We start from the raw sequence: 17,074 nt of genomic DNA, 5'->3' as shown, positions 1-17,074 counted from the left end.
AGTCACCGCCGCGTGCCTATTGTCATTAGGGGAGGTGAGGCCAGGTGCGGGTGCTGCTTACCGACGCCGCGAGCACGGCTGGGCGGTTGCTGGCACGCCAGCTGCTCGCTGCCGGGCACACCGTCAGCGGCGTCGCTGCTTCCCCGCACGAGTGCCTGGATCCCAACGTCGACTTCGTCCGCGCGTCACTGCGCGACCCGGTCCTGGTGGAGTTGGCCGCCGAAGCCGACGCCGTGATCCATCTCGCTGCCGTCGACACAAGCGCCCCGGGCGGGGCGGGTGTCAGCGGCGTCGCACATGTGGCGCACGCCGCGGCCCGCGCGGGGGCCAGGCTCCTGTTCGTCTCACAAGCCGCGGGCCGCGCGGAGCTCTATCGTTCGGCCGAGACGCTGGTGACCACCGGTTGGGCACCAAGCCTGGTCATCCGGACCGCGCCGCTGCTCGGCCGCCAGCTCGACTGGATGGTGTGCCGCACGGTGGCCACGTTGATGCGCGCCAAGATTTCCGCGAGGCCCATCAGGGTGCTGCACCTGGACGACCTGGTGCGCTTCCTGGTGCTGGCAGTCAGCACCGACCGCACCGGCGTGGTGGATCTGGCCACCCCCGACACCACCAACGTCATCACCGCTTGGCGGACGCTCCGGTCGGTCGACCCGCGGTTGCGGCTGCACGGGGCGCCGGGGTGGGACAACCTCGTTCCTGACCTTGATATTGCTGCGGCACAGGAAGATTGGCAGTTCGAGTATGGCTGGGGCGCGCTCGATGCCGTGGTGGATACCGGCCGCGGACTCGTCGGCCGCAAGCTCGGTCCCGCCGGTGCGACCGTCGGATCGGGTCGGCTGCCGCTGCCGGTGGAAACGGCGCCGCGGCGCCCCTCAACCGAGGGGATGGGTGGGGAGTTCGACGACCGGATAGATCCGAGCTTCCCGGTTTTCAGCGCGGCCGGCCTTGCCGAGTCGTTGCCGGGGCCGCTCACCCCGATCACACTGGACGTCCAGATGAGCGGCTTGCGCGCGGCCGGGCAGGCGATGAGCCGGGTACTCGCGCTGGGTGACCTTGTCGCCGACGAATGGGCCCGCAGCGCCATCGCGGTATTCGGGCACCGGCCCTACGTCGGCGTATCGGCGAATCTCGTTGCCGCTGCCCAGCTCCCCGGCTGGGACGAACACGCCTTGGACGAGCGCGACCTGGGCGCCGAACAGCCGGTCGACGAACTGTCACCGCCGGGCCGACCGCCTGGTGGGCAGCGGAGTCCAGTCGCCAAAGCCGTGGTCGCCGCACGGTCACTGTCCCTGTTGCGCCACTTACGAACCGACACCCAGGCCTACGTTGAGGCGGTGAGCGCGGAGCACATAGCCGCCGGCGACCTCGCCGGATTACCTGACGCCGCACTGGAAGTTCGGCTGCGATTGTTGCGGGACCGCATCCACCAGGGCTGGATTCTCACCGCCCTGTGGGTCATCGACAGCGGGATCACCGCGGCGACGCTCAAACGCACCAGCGCGCGCGCCCGCGTGTCCGGCCTCGCGGCGATCATGGAAAGCGATCACATCTCCGCGCAGACGGAGCACCTGACCGGCCTGTTGCGAGCCGATTCGACCTTGTGCGCGCTGGCCCGCGAGGGCAATGTCGACAGCATCCGCGCGCTGTCGCCGGCCGCCGCCGCCGCCCTCGACGCTGCTCTCGCACAGCTCGGCCACCGCGGTCGTGGTGAAGCCGAGCTCGCCAGCCCGGCGTTCAGCGACGAGCCCGGACTACTGCTTGCCCTGGCCGCCGAGAACGCTGAGAGCACAACGGTTTCGCCACCGTCTCCGGATTCGCTGCCGCACCGATTGGCCAGGAATGCGCGCCATTCCCGGGAACTGGCCCACGACGCCACCATCAGGTTCACCCACTTGTTCCGAATGACATTGCGCGAGTTGGGTTCTCGCCGGGTAGCGGCGGATCTGATGGACACCGTCGACGATGTCTACTACCTGCTCTGCGATGAGCTGATCAGTATGCCCGTCGACGCCCGGTTACGGATCAAACGCCGTCGCGCCGAGCGGGAGCGTCTGCAGGCGCAACACCCGCCCGACATCATCGACCACACCTGGACTCCGGTGGAGTAGCTGCCCGCTATCCGAGTAATTCCCGCAGCGACAACGCATTGCGAACAGCGTGACCCCCGAGGTCATTGTTGAAATACATCCACACGTCGCGACCTTCGTTGTCCCACTCGGTGATTCGGTCGGCCCACCAGCGCAGGTCTTCGGCGGTGTAGGAACCGGTGTACATCGAGGCCGGCTCCGGTCCGTGCATCCGCGCATACACGAAATCGGTGGTGGCCCGCGGCACGCACACCAGGTTCGCACCGCTCATCACCACGTATGCGGCGCGGTGCTTTTCCAGCAGGGCGTAGACCTCGGGCACGTCCCAGGACGGGTGGCGCAACTCCACGGCTGTCCGGATGGACGCCGGCATCATGCCCAGGAACGAATCCAGCCGGGTGTCATCGCGCTGCTGCTCTGGATGAAGTTGAACCAGCAGCACCCCCCGGCGATCACCGAGCGCCTGCCAACAACGTTCGAACCGTTCGATCCAGGGTTCCGGCGAGCCCAGCCGACGGTAGTGGGTCAGACCGCGATGCGCCTTCACCGACATGGTGAAACCCGGGGGCAACCGCTCACGCCAGCCGGCAAAGGTCGAATCCTTGGGCCAGCGGTAGAAACTCGCGTTGAGTTCCACAGTGTCGAAGACTTCGACGTAACGTGACAGCCGCTTGGCGGCGGGCAGGCCCGGCCGGTACAGCACGTCGGTCCAGTGGTCGTAGGACCACCCCGAAGTACCGATCCGCACGGTCATCGCGGGTCAGCCGGTTACCTGTCGGCGGAGATCGTCGTCCAGCGACGTCCGCACCAAGGCCGCCGCCAACCGCGCGTTGCTGCGCGGCGCCAGGGCGGACAGCTCACGTGGGTCGGCGGGCAGTCCCAACGCCTTGGCCGCCGCGGTGGCCCGGTCGTCGAAGTGTGGCCGTGCCCAGGTCCACACGTCTTGCACCTCACGCAAAAAGATGTCCGCACCGGTGTCACCAATACCCTTGAACCCCTTGAGTATTCCCGCCGCCTTACGCGTGTCCCGGTCACTGCGGCGGGCAACCTCGCGCAGGTCACCGCCGAATTCGTCACGCACCATCGAGGCGATGTCGGTGAGCCTGGTGGCCGAACTCTCGTCATAGCGCACGTAGTGGGCGCGGCCGAACGCCTGGATCATGGCGGGTCGGTCGGATGCCAGCACGGCCTTCGGGGTGCGCAGCCCCGCTCCGAACAGTTCCCGCGCAGCGCTCATCGCGATGGAGGCGTCGATCGGCTTGCTGGCCAGCATGCACAGCACCAGCAACTGAAACAGCGGCATGGGCTTGTCTTTGACGTCAATGCCGGCCTCGGCGGCGTAGGTGGTGCCGGCGACCTTGAGCAGCCGCCGTACCCGCTGTTCGGAGCTACCCATACGCGCGGCGTACCCACCACGCCACAGCGCAAACCCCTGCTACTTGGGCGGCAGGCTACCCGCATAGTTGGCGCCACGCTCGATCCAACTCTGCAGTTGGCGTTTGGTTTTCACGGCGTCCGCAGCTACCCGTAGCCAACCGCGGGTTTCCCTACCGGCCATGACCATCGGGCTGACGTGCGCCCGGGTGAGCAACTTCGCGGTGTCCTCCGGCGGCACCCGCACCAGCAGCCCGCCCTGACCGCTGACCGCGACCGCCATGTTCCCTGCGATCAGGAAGGCCAGGCCGCCGAACATCCGCTTTTCGTCGACGGCAGGCCGCGGCGCCAGCAGTTCGCGAACCCGGTCGGCGAGGTCGGTGTCGTAGGCCATGGCGGGGCGGACCTACACGGACCGCGCGGTACCGACGCCGCCCAGCACCCACTCCGGCGGCACCGAGACAGCAACGGACGGCGGCAGGGGATCGCCGATCCCAAACAGTTTGCGCAGCAAGGCGGCCATCGGTGCACCCTAACGCTTAGGCGGCGGCCGTCGCGACCTCCGCCGGTTCCAGGGCCAGTGCCACGATCTCGGCCACGTCGGTCATCGGTTTGACCGTCAAAGCTTCCAGCACTTCGGCGGGCACTCCTCCATGTTCCGGGTCCAGATCCGGCTCGTTGCGTGCCGGGATGAAAACCGTTGACAGTCCGGCACGTTGGGCGGCAAGCAGTTTCTGCTTGACGCCGCCGATCGGCAATACCCGGCCGTTCAGCGTGACCTCGCCGGTCATGCCGACATCCGAGCGCACTTGACGTCCGGTGGCCATCGACACCAACGCGGTCACCATCGTCACCCCGGCCGACGGCCCGTCTTTGGGCACCGCGCCGGCCGGCACGTGCACGTGAATGCGACGGTCCAGCGCGGTCGGATCGACGCCGAGTTCGGCTGCGTGCGAACGCACGTAGGAGAGCGCGATCTGTGCCGACTCCTTCATCACGTCGCCCAACTGACCCGTCAGCTGCAGCCCCTGTTCACCATCGGTGGCGCCCGCCTCGATGTAGAGCACATCGCCACCCAGGCCCGTGACGGCCAGGCCGGTCGCCACCCCGGGCACCGCGGTGCGCTCCGCCGATTCCGGGGTAAACCGTGGCCGGCCAAGGTAAGTCACCAGATCGGATTCGTCGACGGTGATCGGCTCGGCGTTCTCGGCGAGCCGGGTGGTCACCTTGCGCAGCGCCTTGGCCAGCAGCCGTTCGAACTGCCGCACCCCAGGTTCGCGGGTGTAGTCGGCGGCGATCTTGCGCAGTGCGGCGTCGGTGACCGTGACTTCGTCGTCGGTCAGCGCCGCCCGGTCCCGCTGCCGGGGCAGCAGGTAGTCACGCGCGATCGCAACCTTGTCGTCCTCGGTGTAACCGTCGATCTGCACCAGTTCCATGCGGTCCAGCAGTGCCGACGGGATGTTCTCGATCACGTTGGCGGTGGCCAGGAACACCACGTCGGACAGGTCCAAGTCCAGATCCAGGTAGTGGTCGCGGAACGTGTGATTCTGCGCCGGGTCGAGCACCTCGAGCAATGCCGCGCTCGGGTCGCCCCGGTAATCGGAACCGACCTTGTCGATTTCGTCCAGCAGCACAACGGGATTCATCGACTCAGCTTCAGCGATGGCTCGCACGATGCGGCCCGGCAGCGCGCCCACGTAAGTACGGCGGTGCCCGCGGATCTCGGCCTCGTCGCGCACACCGCCCAGGGCGACCCGCACGAACTTGCGGCCCAGCGCCCGGGCCACGCTCTCACCCAGGGAGGTCTTGCCGACCCCGGGGGGCCCAGCCAGCACCATCACCGCGCCGGAGCCACGACCGCCGACCACCTGCAGGCCGCGCTGTGCGCGGCGGGTGCGCACCGCCAGGTATTCGACGATGCGGTCCTTGACATCGTCCAGCCCGTGGTGGTCGGCGTCCAAGACGGTCCGGGCCGCCGCCAGGTCGGTCGAGTCGTCGGTGCGCACGTTCCAGGGCAGGTCCAGGACGGTGTCCAGCCAGGTGCGGATCCAGCCGCTTTCCGGGCTCTGATCGCTGGCGCGTTCCAGCTTTCCCACCTCGCGCAGTGCGGCCTCGCGCACTTTTTCCGGCAAATCGGCGGCCTCGACGCGGGCCCGGTAGTCCTCGGAGCCTTCGGGCTCGCCCTCACCGAGTTCCTTGCGGATGGCGGCCAGCTGTTGGCGCAGCAGGAATTCCTTCTGCGTCTTTTCCATGCCTTCGCGGACGTCTTCGGCGATCTTGTCGCTAACCTCGACCTCGGCCAGGTGCTCGCTGGTCCAGTCGATCAGCAGGCGGAGCCGACGGCCCACATCAACGGTCTCCAGCAGTTGCCGCTTCTGTACATCAGACAGGTACGAGGCGTAACCGGAGGTGTCAGCCAGCGCGGACGGGTCGGTCAGGCTGTTGACGTGGTCGATGATCTGCCAGGCGTCGCGGCGTTGCAGCATCGCCAGCAGCAGCTTCTTGTATTCCGCAGCCAACCCCACGATTTCGTCGTTCGTGTCGGCCTCGTCGACATCGGTCACCTCGACCCACAACGCCGCACCGGGCCCGGTGGCGCCCGCACCGATGTGGGCGCGCCGTTCACCGCGCACCACGGCAGCAGTGCCCCCGCCGGCTATCCGGCCGACCTGCAAGATCTTTGCCACGACGCCGTGGGTCGGATAGCGGTCCTCCAACCGGGGTGCGATCAACAGCTCCCGGGACTCGCTGGCCTGGGCGGCGTCGACCGCTGCGCGGGCAGCGTCGTCCAGCGCGATCGGCACCACCATTCCCGGCAGCACGATCGTGTCGGTAGCGAACAGGACGGGCAGTGATTTGGCTTCAGCCATCAAATCCTCCAAAAGTTAAGTCCGTTTGGCTCAACCTTGGCCGGTTCCGGTTTGTTCCCGTCCTCTCGCGAGCTAACGGGCGAGTTGGGTCACATGCTTGGGCGACAGTTCTTCGAGGCACGTCACGCCCAGCAGGGCCATGGTCCGCAGCACTCCGCTTTCCAGGATGTCGATTGCTTTGCGCACGCCCGCCTCGCCACCGGCCATCAGGCCGTAGAGGTATGCCCGCCCGACCAGCGTGCACCGCGCCCCCAGCGCGATCGCCGCGACGATGTCGGCGCCCGACATGATGCCGGTGTCCAGCAGGATTTCGGTGTCCTTGCCCAGCTCGCGGGCTACCGACGGCAACAGGTGGAACGGCACTGGAGCCCGATCAAGCTGGCGCCCACCATGATTGGACAGGACAATCCCGTCGACGCCGCGGTCGACCACTGTCCGGGCGTCGTCCAGCGTCTGAATCCCTTTGACGACGAGCTTGCCGGGCCAGTGCGATTTGATCCAGGCCAGGTCGTCGAAGGTGACGCTGGGGTCGAACATGGAGTTCAAATACTCTCCGACGGTGCCCGACCAGCGGTCCAGCGACGCGAATGACAGCGGTTCGGTGGTCAACAGGTCGAACCACCAATGCGGATGAGGCACGGCGTCGAGCACGGTGCGCAGGGTCAGTGCCGGCGGAATGGACATTCCGTTGCGGACATCGCGCAACCGCGCACCGGCGACCGGAACGTCCACCGTCACCAGCATGGTGTCGAACCCCGCGTCGGCCGCACGCTGCACCAGGGCCATCGACCGATCGCGGTCCTTCCACATGTACAGCTGAAACCACTTGCGGCCCTGCGGTACAGCCGTCGCGACGCCTTCGATGGAGCTGGTACCAAGGGTGGACAACGAAAACGGTATGCCGGCCGCGGCTGCTGCCCGGGCGCCGGCAATCTCACCTGCGGTGTGCATCAAGCGGGTGAACCCGGTGGGAGCGATGGCAAAGGGCAGGACCACGGGTTGGCCCAGGACGTTCCAGCCTGCGGTCACATTGCTGACATTGCGCAGAATGGTCGGATGAAACTCGATGTCGCGGAAGGCTTGTCGGGCCCGCGCGATGGACAGCTCGTCCTCGGCCGCACCGTCGGTGTAGTCGAACGCCGCTTTCGGTGTCCGTCGTTTGGCGATCCGGCGCAGGTCTTCGATGGTGAGCGCGGCATCGAGTCGTCGTCGGGCACGGTTGAGTTGCGGCCTCTTGAACTGCAGCAGCGGTGCCAGGTCCCGATATTTGGGTATCCGCCGTTCGACCGCCATCAGTTCATCTAACCAGTGTGGAGGTGGGAGAAATGGCCGATGATCCGTTCGATCTCCAGCGCTTCGTGGACGCTCAGGCCCCCGTCTACCGCGACGTCGTGGACGAGTTGCGGGCCGGACGCAAACGCAGCCACTGGATGTGGTTCGCGTTCCCGCAGTTGCGCGGGCTGGGCAGCAGCCCGACGGCGGATTACTACGGGATCTCCTCGCTCGAGGAAGTCCGCGCCTACCTCGAGCATGACCTGCTCGGGCCCCGATTGCGCGAGTGCGTCCGGCTGGTCAACCAGGTACAGGGCCGCTCGGCTGGGCAGATATTCGGCTCGCCGGACGACCTGAAGCTGCGGTCGTCGATGACGCTGTTCGCCCGGGCCACCAGTGACAACGAGGATTTCGTCGAGCTGCTCGACAAGTACTACGACGGCGAGGAGGACCCGCGGACGGTTGCGCGGCTCAGCTAGGACGCAGGATCCGCCAGCCGTGCGGCTCGACGGTCAGGGTGTCGACGACCTGTTCGGGCGGGGCCGACGACCCGGCCAGCACCTGTGCCCGCGGCGTGCCCAGCTCGGGCAGCGACAGCCGCAGTGGTACGTCGTCGATGTTGAGCGCGACCAGCAGCGCGTCGTCACCGCGCCGGGTCTGGTACACGTAGTGCTTGTTTTCCAGCAATACCGCGCTTGTCGTCGCCGCGTGCAGCCAGGGATGGCGGCGGCGCAAACCGACCAGGAATTGGTGCAAGGCCCAGGTCTGGGTTCCTGACTCGTCGAGTTGCACTGGGGGAGTGGCGAATTCCGGTCGAACCGCATCGTCACCGCCGTACCGCTCTTCTTTGACTCCGCGCCAGCCGAACTCGTCGCCGGCGTAGACGCTGGGCACACCGCCCACCGTCAGCAGGACAGCCAGGGCGTGCGCCTGGTGGTCGGGGTGGCGCAGTTGACTGGCGATCCGGGTGACATCGTGATTGCCGACGAAGGTCAACGGCGCGAACTCCGCGAGAAATTGGTTGTGCCGCTGCAGCGCCCAGTCCAACTCGAAGAAGTTGCCGTCATTGAGGCTGCTCCAGATCGCCTTCCACAGTTCGTATTGGGTAGCCGAGTCCAACCCGGCATCCCGGACTTCGGCCGCGTAATCGCCGTGAATATATTCGCCGACGAACCAGGCCTCCGGATGACGGTCGCGGACCCTGGGCAGCGCATCAGCCCAAAAACGCTGCGGCACCGTATAAGCCGCATCCAGACGCCAGCCGTCGGCACCACGTCCCAACCAGTGCGCCATGACGTCGACGACATAGTCAGCCACCTCGGGACTGTCGTGGTTGAGGCCGATCAGTTCGTCGTGGCCTTCGAAGTTGCCGCCGCTGAACCAGTGCGCCGATGCGGGGTCACGGTAACGGGGGAAATCCGCGCCCACATGGTTGAACACGCCGTCGAGCAGGATGCGCAGACCGCGGCGGTGCGCCTCTGCCACGAGATAGTCGAAGTCTTCGTCGCCGCCGAGGCGCGGGTCGATCTGGTAGTGGTCGGTGGTGTCATAACCGTGGGTGCGCGATGCGAATATCGGCCCCAGGGCCACGCCGGATGCGCCCAGCGCGATGGCGTGGTCGAACCAGTCGACGAGCCGGCGCAGCCGGTGTTCCCCTGGGCCCGGCGGAGGTTCGGCAGGAAACGCTCCGACGAAGCCCAGGGGATAGACCTGCCACCAGATAGTGTGCTGCACCCAGGCGGGTTCGGTCATGGCGCGGCGATCAGCCGACCGTCGCCAAGGTATCGGCGGTGGTGATCGCTTGGGCCACACCGGAAACGATTGCCGCGACCTTCAGCGCCTCGAGCACGGCCTCGCGGCCGACACCCGACTCGCGCAAGGTGTGTTCGTGAGCGACCATGCAGTGCGAGCATCCGTTGATCGACGACACTGCGAAACTCCACAACTCGAAGTTCGCTTTGTCCACTCCAGGATTGGCCATGATGTTCATCCGCAACCCGGGACGCAAGTCGTCGTATTTGCCGCCGAGGGCTCCACGTGCCCGGTAGAACACGTTGTTCATACCCATGATCGATGCGGCTCCCAGCGCCGCGTTGTAGGCCTCCGCAGACAGGTTGTCGGCCGCCTCGGCAGCAATCTCACTGAGCACCTGAGCGTTTCGTGTTGCCGCGGCACTGGCCAGCAGGGTGCCCCAGAGCTGCTCCTGAGTCAATACCGTGGTGCGGGAAATCGAGCCCAGGTTGAGCTTGAGGTCTTTTGCGTACTCGGGCAGTGCGGCCTTGAGATTTTCTACGGTCATCTTTCCCTCCCCCTAGGCCGAAGCCCTGAGCAGCTCGCCCGCGTCGATCGTCGGGTCACCCTTGCGCCAGTTGCAGGCACACAGCTCGTCGGATTGCAATGCGTCCAAAACCCTCAGCACCTCGTCGACGTTACGCCCCACGGATCCGGCCGTCGCCGAGACGAATTGGATTTCGTTGTTGGGGTCGACGATGAAGGTGACGCGGTCGGCGACACCGTCGGCGTTGAGCACGCCGGTCGCCTCGACCAGTTCTCGCTTGATGTCCGAGAGCATCGGGAACGGCAGCTTCTTGAGGTCCTCGTGCTGGGCGCGCCACTGGAAGTGCACGAACTCACTGTCGACCGAAACCCCGAGTACCTGCGTGTCACGGTCCTCGAACTCGTCGTTAAGCTTGCCGAACGCCGCGATCTCGGTGGGGCACACGAAGGTAAAGTCCTTGGGCCAGAAGAACACCACCCGCCACTTGCCGGCGTAGTCGTCACTCGAGATGGTGGTGAAGTAGTCGTCGGGCTGCTGGGCGTCCACCTGCGACAGGTCACCGCCGATCAGCGCGGTCAAGTTGTAGGCGGGGAACTGCTCGCCGATAGTCAACAGAGACATGTCACTCCTTTTTGGATTAATTCCAGATTATTCGATAACTCACATATTGCCCCTCGATCGTCATGAAGTAAAGGTGATATATCGCACTAGACTGATAGCCATGACCGATAAGAGTTTTCAGCCGACCCTGGCCGGGTTGCGGGCGTTCGTCGCAGTCGCGGAGAAACAGCATTTCGGAAGCGCGGCAACGGCTCTCGGGGTAAGTCAGTCCACGTTGTCACAGGCCCTGGCCAGCCTGGAGGCCGGCCTCGGCACCCGTCTGGTGGAACGCTCCACCCGCAGTGTCCGAGTGACGACCGAAGGCATCCGGTTGCTGCCACTGGCGCGGGCGGCGGTCGAAGCGGCGGACACGTTCACAACCACAGCGGCGGGGGTGTCCGACCCGCTGCAAGGCAGCATCCGCTTGGGATTCATCCCCACCGTGGCCCCCTATGTGTTGCCCACCGTGCTGTCCGGGTTAGCGAGTCGACTACCCGATCTCACCGTGCGGGTCGTCGAGGACCAAACCGATCGGTTGCTGCTGGTCTTACGCGAAGGCGTGTTGGACGCCGCATTGATCGCGCTGCCCGCCGACACCAGCGGCGTCACCGAGATACCCATCTACGCTGAGGACTTCGTCTTAGCCCTGCCGCCCGGACACCGGCTGGCGGGCAAGTCCCGAGTGCCCGCCGCGACGCTGGCCGAATTGCCGCTGCTGCTACTCGACGAGGGCCACTGTCTGCGCGATCAGGCACTGGACGTCTGCCGCAGCGCCGGCATACAGGCCGAACTCGCCGACACGCGGGCCGCCTCCCTGACGACGGCGGTGCAGTGCGTGGCCGGTGGACTCGGTGTCACGCTGATCCCGGACAGCGCGGTATCCGTGGAAGCGACGCGTGGTGGCGTCGCGCTCGCGCGCTTCGGCGCACCGCGGCCCGGGCGGCGGATCGGGCTGGTCTTCCGCTCATCCAGCGGTCGTGACGACTCCTATCAGCGGCTGGCCCGGATCATCGGGGAACTGGTCAGCGCCGAACTGCCGGTACGCCTCATCGCCTGATGCCGGCAGACGTAAGGCAGATGTGACGTAAGGCAGACGTCAGGCAGACGTAAGGTTCGGCACATGGAGAAGGTCATCGCCATACTCAGGCGCGCCGAACCGGACGACCAGTGGTGTGCCCGCCAACGGGGTCCGGTCGCCGAGGAACTGCTGGAACTGGGACTGCCGGGGTTGTCGGTCAATGTCCGTGATGCTCCCGTGCGCGGGTCGATGATGACCTTGACGACCCTCGATCCACCGGTCGCCGCGGTGGTGAGCATGTGGACCCAGCAGTGCTACGGCGCGCAGGCCGCCGCGGCGCTGGGCCTGTTGGCTGATGAATGCGAGCGGCTCGCCGCTTACCTGGTGACCGAATCCGTTCCGCTGCCCGGTCCGGTAGCCCAACCTAGCACTCGCACAACGGGTTTGGCGAATATCGCGTTGCTTCGCCGACCCTCCGGCCTGGACCAGGCGACCTGGCTGAACCGGTGGCAGCTAGACCACACACCGGTCGCCATCGAGACCCAGTCGACCTTCGGTTACACCCAGAACTGGGTCGTACGATCCCTCACCGCGGATGCCCCGGAAATTTCTGCGATCGTCGAGGAGTTGTTTCCCGCGGCCGCGGTGTCGGATCTGAAAGCGTTCTTCGGGGCGGCCGACGACGCCGACCTGCAGCACCGAGTTGGCCGGATGGTGTCCAGCACATCGGCGTTCGGCGCCAACGAGAACATCGACACCGTGCCCACCAGCCGTTACGTGATGAAGACACCTTTTACGACTGAGGAACATCCATGACGACACTTGTCGAGGCAGTGGCACTGGCCGCATCCGAAAGCGGTCTGGCGGTGGTTTCCACGGTCCGCGCCGACGGCACGGTCCAGGCTTCGCTGGTCAACGTCGGCCTTCTGCCACACCCGTCCGGGGGAGCGCCGGTACTGGGCTTCACCACCTACGGCAAGGTCAAGCTGGCGAACCTGCGGGCGCGTCCACAACTGGCCGTCACGTTCCGCAACGGCTGGCGGTGGGCCACCGTCGAAGGCCGCGCCGAGCTGGCGGGACCCGATGACGCACAATCCTGGGTGACCGGCCCCGATCACCTGCGACAGTTGCTGCGCGACGTGTTCACCGCGGCGGGTGGCGCCCACGACGATTGGGACGAGTACGACCGGGTGATGACGCAGGAGCGGCGTGCGGTGGTGCTGATCGAGCCGACCCGCGTCTACAGCAACAGATAAGATCCAGCGGTGACGCTGCTGATCGACGAGGAAAACCGGGTCCGCACGCTGACGTTGAATCGTCCCGAAGCGCTCAACGCCTTCAACGAAGCCCTCTACGACGCCACCGCACAGGCCTTACTGGACGCTGCCGAGGATCCCGAGGTCGCCGTCGTCCTGTTGACCGGCGCCGGACGCGGCTTCAGCGCCGGCACCGATCTGGCCGAGATGCAGGCCCGCATCACCGACCCGGACTTCCAAGAAGGCCAGTACGGCTTCCGCGGGCTGATCGAGGCGCTCGCCGCCTTTCCCAAGCCGCTGATCTGCGCGGTGAATGGTGTCGGACTGGGCATCGGCGCCACCATCCTCGGGTACGCGGACCTGGCGTTCATGTCCTCGACCGCGCGGCTGAAATGTCCGTTCACCAGTTTGGGTGTGGCGCCCGAAGCGGCGTCGTCCTACCTGCTGCCGCGCTTGATGGGACGGCAAAACGCCGCCTGGCTGTTGCTGTCCTCAGAATGGGTCGACGCAGCCGAGGCGCTGCGGATGGGTTTGGTGTGGCGGGTCTGCGAACCCGACGAGCTGTTGCCCGAGGCCCGTCGGCATGCCGACATTCTCGCCGGCCGACCCATCGCGAGCCTGATGGCGGTCAAGCACACCATGCTCGAACCCCTGCGGCCCGAGATCGCCGCTGCGACGGCACGGGAGAACGCGCATTTCGCCGAGTTGATGGGGGCTCAGGCCAACGCTGCGGCCCTGGCGGATTTCAGCAACCGCACGCGCTAGAGCGAGGGGCTCAGTTCAGCTGACTCGACCCGGGAAGCCGCAAGGATCGCGCGGATCGTGCGGCGGCAACGACCGCAATCGCCTCCGGCACCGCACGCCGCAGCAATCTCCTTGGAAGTCGCTGCGCCCCGCGCAACAACGTCGCAAACAGTCTGATTGGTGGCACCGACGCACAGGCACACGTACATCAGCAAACACCTTCCGAGTGATCACCGAGAGCTTTGTGCGCGGGCCCCATATTAGTGGAGTCTAACCTAACTCGGTTAGCAGAGTCTAACCTAACTACCAAAATCGTTACCGGCCTCGCGCCGATCGGGACGCGCCGACGGCGCAATTAAGTCTGCGCCGACCCCCCTCAGAGGCATTACATTTGAACCGGCACCGCGTTGCTGACATCGACCGGCGCTGCTACACCCCGCCCGGCCCGCTCCAGCCCAGCAGGCCGGCGGTCGCCATGACAGCCCTTACCGTAGGAGTGATCATGCAAGGTGATCCGGATGTTTTGCGCCTGCTCAACGAGCAGTTGACCAGTGAGCTGACCGCCATCAACCAGTATTTTCTGCATTCGAAGATGCAGGACAACTGGGGTTTCACGGAACTGGCAAGCCATACCCGGGCCGAATCGTTCGACGAGATGCGGCACGCGGAGGCAATCACCGACCGCATCCTGTTGCTGGACGGCTTGCCGAACTACCAGCGCATCTTCTCGCTGCGCATCGGCCAGACGCTGCGTGAGCAGTTCGAGGCCGACCTGGCCATCGAGTACGAGGTGCTGGCCCGGCTCAAACCAGGCATCCTCATGTGCCGGGAGAAGCAGGACAGCACCAGCGCGACGCTGCTCGAGGGAATCGTGGCCGACGAGGAAAGCCACGTCGACTACCTGGAGACACAGCTGGAGCTGATGGACAAACTGGGCGAAGAGTTGTACTCCGCCCAGTGCGTCTCGCGTCCGCCCAGCTGACCGCGCGCCGCGACCCCTTACCTGATTGGCCGGCCACGATCAGGGCATCCTTGGTGCCGTGACAACGTCCAAGGCACCGCTGACCGCCCCGCCCCGGCCCTCCGCGGAAGGGGACGCCACCCCTGGCAGCACGCTGATCACTCCGCAGCGGCGCAACTTCATCTTCCTGGCCATCGTGCTCGGGATGCTGCTCGCCGCGCTGGACCAGACCATCGTGGCGACCGCGTTACCGACGATCGTCGCCGACCTGGGGGATGCCGGTCGCCAGTCGTGGGTGGTGACCAGCTACCTGCTGGCCTCGACGATCGTCACCGCGCTCGTGGGCAAGTTCGGTGACATGTTCGGCCGTAAGCGGGTGTTCGAGGTCGCGGTGCTGTTCTTCGTCGCGGGGTCGGTGGGCTGTGGTCTTGCGCAATCGATGACCATGCTGGTCGGCGCCCGCGCTTTGCAGGGGATCGGCGGGGGAGCGATCACCGTGACGGCCAGCGCGCTGATCGGCGAGGTGGTGCCGCTGCGAGAGCGCGGCCGCTACCAAGGCATGTTAGGCGCCGTGTTCGGCGTCACCACGGTGGTGGGCCCGTTGCTCGGCGGCTACTTCACCGACTACCTGACCTGGCGTTGGGCGTTCTGGATCAACCTGCCGGTCTCGGTAGTGGTGATCTGCGTGGCGGCCGCGGCCATCCCGGCACTGACGGCCACCACCAAGCCCCGGGTCGACTACGCCGGCATCCTGTTCATCGGCGTGGGTGCGGCGGGTCTGACCCTGGCCACCAGTTGGGGCGGCACCCTCTACCCGTGGACGTCGGCGACGATCATCGGTCTGTTCGTGGGCTCAGCGGCAGCTCTGGGTGCGTTTGTCTGGGTGGAAAGTCGTGTCGCAGAGCCGATTCTGCCGATCCGCCTGTTCGGCAGCCCGGTGTTCACCGTGTGCTGTGTGCTCTCGTTCGTCGTGGGGTTCGCCATGCTGGGCGCCATGACCTTCCTGCCGACCTTCATGCAGTACGTCGACGGCGTATCAGCGACCACGTCGGGGTTGCGCACCTTGCCGATGGTCGCCGGAATGTTGATCACGTCCACCGGCAGCGGCAGCATGGTCGGGCGCACGGGCCGCTACAAGATATTTCCGGTCGTCGGCACCGCGCTCATGACGCTGGCGTTCGTGTTGATGTCTCGCATGGATGGATCGACACCCGCGACGGTGCAATCGATCTACCTGTTCATGCTGGGCGCCGGGATCGGGCTGTCCATGCAAGTGCTGGTGCTCATCGTGCAGAACACGTCGAACTTCGAGGATCTCGGCGTCGCGACGTCGGGCGTGAGCTTCTTCCGCACCATCGGCAGCTCATTCGGGGCGGCCATATTCGGCTCGCTGTTCGCCAATTTCCTCAACTCGAGACTGGCCTCGGCGCTGGCGGCCACGGGCGCGCCTCGCGAGGCGGTCAGTTCTCCCGGCGCGCTACACCGGCAACCGGCCGCGGTGGCCGAACCGATCGTGCGCGCCTACGCCGAGTCCCTGTCGCAGGTATTCCTCTGGGCGGCACCGGTTGCCGCAGTCGGTTTCGTGCTGGCACTGTTTCTTCGGGAGGTCCCGCTGCGCGACATCCACAACAGCGCCGTCGACCTCGGTGACGGGTTCGGCATGCCCAGCTCCGACACACCGGAACGGTTGCTGGAGAACGCGATCGCGCGCATGCTGCGCGGCGAACCCGGCGTGCGGTTGCGTAGTATCGCGTTGCGGCCCGATTGCCGGCTAGACGTCGCCGGGCTATGGGCGATATTGCGGGTGAATCGCTACGCGCAGTTCTTCGGAACGGCAAGGCTCACCGACATCGGCGACAACCTGCAAATACCGTTCGAAGTCCTGGAACCCACCTTCAACCGTCTCGCCGCCGGTGGCTACGTAGTGCGAGACGGCGATCGACTGTCGCTCACTCCGGCAGGCTCCCAACAGGTCGACTACGTGTATTCCCTGCTGTTGAACTGGGTGATCGACAAGCTGTCCCGGTCACCTGGTTTCGCCGGTCGCCCGGACCGTCGCGACGTCGAGGCCGCACTCGGTCGAATCGCGTACCGCATTATCGCGCAACGGGATTGGTTCGAAGATTCGCCACCGAAGGCTACGCAGGCTATCGCGGCGGGTTGAGGTCATCCTCGGCAGTCCAGCTGCCGGGCAGCATGGGCAGGTTGACGCCGCCACCGAATTCGCCGCTCGCCAGAGTCACCAATCCGGCGGCGTCACCAATGTTTTCGTTCCGTAGCGTGCCGGCGAATCCCAATTGGCCGGCGCCGCGCGCACTGGACTGCGGCGCCCACTCGGGATCGACGTCGACATTCATATCCATGAATTCGTCGTCGTGGCGGCGCTGCCGTGCCTGCCTCCGGCGCCGTGCGCGCCCCGGTGCGGACGCGGCTGCCGGCGCCGCTGCTGCGGAGGTATCGGGTTGCTCCGCCTGCCTTTTGGCGCCGGTGCTGGCTTTGACGCCCATCCCGGAGTCGAATCCGATACCTGGAGGGGCCGCGGCGTAGGGCGGGGTGAACCCTGGCCCGGTCCCCGGCGTCGTCGGCGCCGGGGACCGGGCCAGGGTTCACC

18 protein-coding genes are annotated in these 17,074 nt (G+C 66.3%); 8 read left to right on the top strand and 10 right to left on the bottom strand.

From position 1 onward, the window contains the following. The first annotated feature begins 44 nt into the window (after positions 1-44). Positions 45-2,111: an NAD-dependent epimerase/dehydratase family protein gene (locus A5636_RS23725; protein WP_065161093.1), complete on the top strand. Its 2,067-nt coding sequence runs from the start codon at positions 45-47 to the stop codon at positions 2,109-2,111. 7 nt (positions 2,112-2,118) lie between these two features. Here the strand turns inward: A5636_RS23725 and A5636_RS23720 are convergent, their stop codons facing one another. The 5 genes from A5636_RS23720 to A5636_RS23700 form a co-directional block, all read right to left on the bottom strand. Continuing rightward, a complete protein-coding gene (locus A5636_RS23720) occupies positions 2,119-2,844 on the bottom strand; it encodes a DUF72 domain-containing protein (RefSeq protein WP_065161092.1) in 726 nt (241 codons plus the stop codon). A 6-nt stretch (positions 2,845-2,850) separates the two neighbouring features. Next, positions 2,851-3,486, bottom strand: a complete 636-nt coding sequence (locus A5636_RS23715) for an endonuclease (RefSeq protein WP_065161091.1) — start codon at positions 3,484-3,486, stop codon at positions 2,851-2,853. Between the two features lie 39 nt (positions 3,487-3,525). Next, positions 3,526-3,858 (bottom strand): TfoX/Sxy family protein, encoded by a 333-nt coding sequence (locus tag A5636_RS23710; protein ID WP_065161090.1) that lies wholly within the window; start codon positions 3,856-3,858, stop codon positions 3,526-3,528. Positions 3,859-4,003: 145 nt separating this feature from the next. Continuing rightward, positions 4,004-6,334, bottom strand: a complete 2,331-nt coding sequence (gene lon / locus A5636_RS23705) for an endopeptidase La (RefSeq protein WP_065161189.1) — start codon at positions 6,332-6,334, stop codon at positions 4,004-4,006. A 72-nt stretch (positions 6,335-6,406) separates the two neighbouring features. Further along, positions 6,407-7,627, bottom strand: a complete 1,221-nt coding sequence (locus tag A5636_RS23700) for an alpha-hydroxy acid oxidase (RefSeq protein ID WP_065161089.1) — start codon at positions 7,625-7,627, stop codon at positions 6,407-6,409. Between the two features lie 32 nt (positions 7,628-7,659). On the opposite strand from A5636_RS23700, the gene A5636_RS23695 reads away from it, so the two are divergent. Further along, positions 7,660-8,085 carry a DUF1810 domain-containing protein gene (locus tag A5636_RS23695; protein WP_065161188.1) on the top strand — a complete coding sequence of 142 codons (426 nt, stop codon included), beginning with the start codon at positions 7,660-7,662 and terminating at the stop codon, positions 8,083-8,085. Here A5636_RS23695 and A5636_RS23690 read toward each other — a convergent pair. The 3 genes from A5636_RS23690 to A5636_RS23680 are packed head-to-tail and all read right to left on the bottom strand — an operon-like array spanning position 8,078 to position 10,505. Next, positions 8,078-9,358, bottom strand: coding sequence for an alpha-amylase family glycosyl hydrolase (locus A5636_RS23690; RefSeq protein ID WP_065161088.1), 1,281 nt, complete (start codon positions 9,356-9,358; stop codon positions 8,078-8,080). The two genes, A5636_RS23695 and A5636_RS23690, sit on opposite strands and share 8 nt — an antisense overlap. Before the next feature lie 10 nt (positions 9,359-9,368). Continuing rightward, the gene (locus tag A5636_RS23685) at positions 9,369-9,905 is read right to left on the bottom strand and encodes an alkyl hydroperoxide reductase (protein ID WP_065161087.1); all 537 of its coding nucleotides are present in this window, start codon (positions 9,903-9,905) and stop codon (positions 9,369-9,371) included. A gap of 12 nt (positions 9,906-9,917) precedes the next feature. Then, entirely contained in the window at positions 9,918-10,505 is a 588-nt protein-coding gene (locus A5636_RS23680) for a peroxiredoxin (protein ID WP_065161086.1), read from the bottom strand. Between the two features lie 100 nt (positions 10,506-10,605). On the opposite strand from A5636_RS23680, the gene A5636_RS23675 reads away from it, so the two are divergent. The 4 genes from A5636_RS23675 (at position 10,606) to A5636_RS23660 (ending at position 13,523) form a co-directional block, all read left to right on the top strand. After that, on the top strand, positions 10,606-11,541 hold the full coding sequence (locus tag A5636_RS23675; protein ID WP_065161085.1) for a hydrogen peroxide-inducible genes activator: 936 nt from the start codon (positions 10,606-10,608) through the stop codon (positions 11,539-11,541). A 63-nt stretch (positions 11,542-11,604) separates the two neighbouring features. Continuing rightward, a complete protein-coding gene (locus A5636_RS23670) occupies positions 11,605-12,318 on the top strand; it encodes a hypothetical protein (RefSeq protein WP_065161084.1) in 714 nt (237 codons plus the stop codon). Then, positions 12,315-12,758: a TIGR03618 family F420-dependent PPOX class oxidoreductase gene (locus A5636_RS23665; protein ID WP_065161083.1), complete on the top strand. Its 444-nt coding sequence runs from the start codon at positions 12,315-12,317 to the stop codon at positions 12,756-12,758. The genes A5636_RS23670 and A5636_RS23665 overlap by 4 nt, the downstream gene beginning before the upstream one ends. 9 nt (positions 12,759-12,767) lie before the next feature. Beyond that, positions 12,768-13,523 (top strand): enoyl-CoA hydratase/isomerase family protein, encoded by a 756-nt coding sequence (locus A5636_RS23660; RefSeq protein WP_065161082.1) that lies wholly within the window; start codon positions 12,768-12,770, stop codon positions 13,521-13,523. On the opposite strand, the gene A5636_RS25845 is transcribed toward A5636_RS23660, so the two are convergent. After that, a complete protein-coding gene (locus tag A5636_RS25845) occupies positions 13,520-13,711 on the bottom strand; it encodes a (2Fe-2S)-binding protein (RefSeq protein ID WP_081287966.1) in 192 nt (63 codons plus the stop codon). The two genes, A5636_RS23660 and A5636_RS25845, sit on opposite strands and share 4 nt — an antisense overlap. Before the next feature lie 293 nt (positions 13,712-14,004). Between A5636_RS25845 and bfr the strand changes: the two genes are divergently transcribed. Next, on the top strand, positions 14,005-14,484 hold the full coding sequence (gene bfr / locus A5636_RS23655) for a bacterioferritin (protein ID WP_065161187.1): 480 nt from the start codon (positions 14,005-14,007) through the stop codon (positions 14,482-14,484). Positions 14,485-14,563: 79 nt separating this feature from the next. Beyond that, the gene (locus A5636_RS23650; protein WP_065161186.1) at positions 14,564-16,627 is read left to right on the top strand and encodes an MDR family MFS transporter; all 2,064 of its coding nucleotides are present in this window, start codon (positions 14,564-14,566) and stop codon (positions 16,625-16,627) included. On the opposite strand, the gene A5636_RS23645 is transcribed toward A5636_RS23650, so the two are convergent. Next, entirely contained in the window at positions 16,611-16,970 is a 360-nt protein-coding gene (locus A5636_RS23645) for a hypothetical protein (protein ID WP_065161081.1), read from the bottom strand. The genes A5636_RS23650 and A5636_RS23645 overlap by 17 nt on opposite strands. Positions 16,971-17,074 lie beyond the last annotated feature (104 nt).

The organism is Mycobacterium asiaticum (genome assembly GCF_001673315.1).
GTDB lineage: Bacteria > Actinomycetota > Actinomycetes > Mycobacteriales > Mycobacteriaceae > Mycobacterium > Mycobacterium asiaticum_B.
Note: the sequence above shows the minus strand (reverse complement) of the source record. Positions and strands in the feature narration are given on the sequence as shown.